This is a genomic window from Chamaesiphon sp. OTE_8_metabat_110 (assembly GCF_031382685.1).
Lineage (GTDB): Bacteria > Cyanobacteriota > Cyanobacteriia > Cyanobacteriales > Chamaesiphonaceae > Chamaesiphon.
The window spans coordinates 1-3095 of the sequence record NZ_JANMZA010000428.1 but is presented as its reverse complement, the minus strand read 5'-3'; the positions used below and the strand labels follow the sequence as shown (position 1 = coordinate 3095).

3 protein-coding genes are annotated in these 3095 nt (G+C 50.5%); 2 read left to right on the top strand and 1 reads right to left on the bottom strand.

Going from position 1 to position 3095, the window contains the following annotated elements; translation table 11 throughout:
* A partial coding sequence (locus tag RMO52_RS15710; RefSeq protein WP_310415954.1) for a coproporphyrinogen III oxidase occupies positions 1-600 on the top strand: 600 nt, incomplete at its 5' end.
* A gap of 190 nt (positions 601-790) precedes the next feature.
* On the opposite strand, the gene gcvT is transcribed toward RMO52_RS15710, so the two are convergent.
* Positions 791-1900, bottom strand: a complete 1110-nt coding sequence (gcvT, locus tag RMO52_RS15705; protein WP_310415952.1) for a glycine cleavage system aminomethyltransferase GcvT — start codon at positions 1898-1900, stop codon at positions 791-793.
* Between the two features lie 368 nt (positions 1901-2268).
* Here gcvT and RMO52_RS15700 point away from each other — a divergent pair.
* The coding region (locus tag RMO52_RS15700) for an FAD-dependent oxidoreductase (protein ID WP_310415949.1) at positions 2269-3095 on the top strand (827 nt) is incomplete at its 3' end.

Here is a 3095-nt window from a genome sequence, read left to right as displayed (position 1 = left end):
CCCTACTATCCATTTGCTGAAGATGCCAGCCATCTGCATAATACGCTCAAATCAGCTTGCGATAAACATAGTCCCGATTTGTATCCCACTTTCAAATTATGGTGCGATGAGTACTTTTATCTCAAGCATCGGCAGGAAACTCGCGGTGTAGGCGGGATCTTTTTTGACTATCAGGATGGGCAAGGGGCATTATATCGCGGCCCCGACCCCCAAGGGCCAGCAGCACAGCATAGCGACGCGCTAGGGGTGCCCGCACCGCGTACCTGGGCGGAATTATTTGCCATCTCTCAAGACTGTGCCTACAGCTTCTTACCAGCATACATCCCGATCGTCGAACGTCGTCGCAATACTGAGTATGGCGAACATCAGCGCAATTTCCAGTTATATCGGCGCGGACGCTATGTAGAATTTAATCTAGTCTACGATCGTGGCACCATTTTCGGTCTTCAAACTAATGGACGCACCGAGTCGATTCTGATGTCTTTGCCGCCCCTAGTGCGCTGGGAATACGGCTATCAACCAGAACCTGGTTCTCCCGAAGCCCAGCTCTATGATGTTTTCCTCAAACCCCAAGATTGGGCAAATTGGAAAATTAATTGATAATTGATAATTGGTAGTCAAATGTAGATGGTGGGCAGTGCCCACCCTACTGGGACGACACGACTAAAACCTAAAGCCTAAAACCTAAAGCAAATCTAATCATGTAGGCACTGCCCACCATCTAGGTTTCAGCCATTACCTATTGACTTATCACTGCCCACCATTTAGGTTTTACCCATTACCTACCCACTTAGACGCGATTGGTAGAGCGGTAAAATGGTTTTTTAACGACAGTCGCTGGATGTAACTTGCCCCGAATTTCGACTTCGACTATTTGCCCTAACTTGGCAAATTCCGCTGGTATATAGGCAAGAGCGATCGCTTGTCCGAGTGTTGGAGACATGGTACCACTAGTGACAATCCCTACAGTTTGACCTTCGATCGCGACTGGATAGTCATGACGAGCGATGTATCGCCCCTGCATATTCAGTCCGACTAATTTGCGGCTGACTCCGGCTGTCTTTTGCCGCTCCAAAACATCGCGCCCGATAAAATTACCCTTGGTATCAAGATGCACGACCCAACCTAAGCCAGCTTCTAGCGGCGTGGTAGTGTCGCTAATGTCCTGACCGTACAAACACATCGCCGCCTCCAATCGGAGCGTGTCGCGCGCGCCTAAACCGCAAGGCGTGACGCCCGATGCTAAAAGGGCATCCCACAATTTGACACCGATTTCGGGTGTTACCATGATTTCAAAGCCATCCTCGCCAGTGTAGCCAGTCCGGGCGATAAAAGCGGGGTTTTTAAAAATTAAAGCGCTAGAATGACCGAAATTCGTCAGCTTAGTCAGATCGATATCTACTAATGCCTGAAGATGACCGACTGTTTCTGGCCCTTGGACGGCAATTAACACGCGATCGGCAGTAAGATCTGTAAATTCGACCTGTGTGAGGTCTAGATGCGCCAGCAACCAGTCTTTGTCCTTATCTTTGGTGCCCGCATTCACAATCAAAACGACGTTGCCATCGCCCTCCTGATAGACGATGATGTCATCGATAATTCCCGCTTGGGGATTTAATAACACGGTATACTGCGCTTGTCCCGGCTGGAGCCGACTCAAGTCCGAAGGCACCAAACCCTGAAGCTGCTCGATTGCCCGATCGCCGCGCAGCGTAAACTTGCCCATATGGGAAATATCAAACATCCCCGCACGATCGCGAATGGCTTCATGCTCGGCGGTAATCCCACTAAACTGCACGGGCATCTCCCACCCCGAAAAGGCAGTCATTCTCGCGTCGATCGCGATCGCTCGATCGTACAATGGTGTCCGTAATGGTGGAGGCGATTCTAGTTGAGCCATCGAATTTTCAAGTTTTGCTGGGAAAGATTTACAGCGATCGATTCTTACATATTACTACCACGAAAACACCCGATCGCGGTAGAATTTAAACCCCACCCTGACAACCCAATTCTCAATTCTCTGTCTTGTCTCTCTGCTTGGTGCGCTGTCTTGTCTCGCATAATCCGGGAGGAAACCTCCCGACTGCGAGCCGCTGTCTTGACCCAAACACGTGCTCCTCCACTCTCCGCGTGATTTGGGGCAGCTTCACCCTCGGGGAACCCTACGTATCGCGCATCCGCAAATCGTCGGGAAACAGAGGCGGGCGAGAGCCGCAATTCTCAATTCTCAATTCTCAATTCTCAATTAATTTAAGTGAGTCACGTTTCTTGCCACAACAGATAAGCCAAGTTGTCATTATCGGTGCGGGACCTGCGGGTTTGACGCTGGCAATGTTGCTCGCTCAACGCGGTATTCATGTCAAATTAGTGGAAGCTTCGCGCAGCTTTCAGCGGACTTTTCGGGGTGAAGCGTTGATGCCTAGCGGCTTAGAGGCGATCGAGCAAATGGGACTAAGTGACGTTATTGCGGACATTCCCCATCGCGCTCTCGATGCGTGGGAGTTTATTATCGAAAGCCGCCGTCTATTTCGCGTCGATGAACCGATGGAACCGGGTGGTAAACCGTGTACGCTGATCTCACAGCCAGCTTTTTTAGCTGCGGTATTGGCGCGAGCTAGTCAGTATCCGAGTTTTGAATTTATTGATGGTACGGCGGTACGGGATTTAGTATGGGCTGAAGATCGGGTCGTGGGTGTAACTTTAGGCGATAATCGATCGATCTGGGCAGATCTGGTAATTGGGGCGGATGGGCGCAATTCGATCGTCCGCCAGCGGGCAAATCTAGACCTCGATCGCGAACCGCAAAGCTATGATATTCTGTGGTTTAAGCTCGCTAGCAGCCAGCCTTTTGAAGCTGAAAATATCTTTTATTCGGTGCTGGCTGGGAGCGATGGTTTTGGCTTATTTTTAGGTTCGGAAGGACAGTTGCAAGTCGGCTGGTCGTTGGAGCGGGAGGAGTCAGCACCTGCTGATAAGGCGTGGCAACAGTTGAATTGGGTGGAAAAATTGGCGACAGCTTCCCCCGATTGGTTAGCGGCTGTATTTCGAGAGCAAGCTGACTCGCTGGAGAAACCATTTTTATTATCGGTGACGGT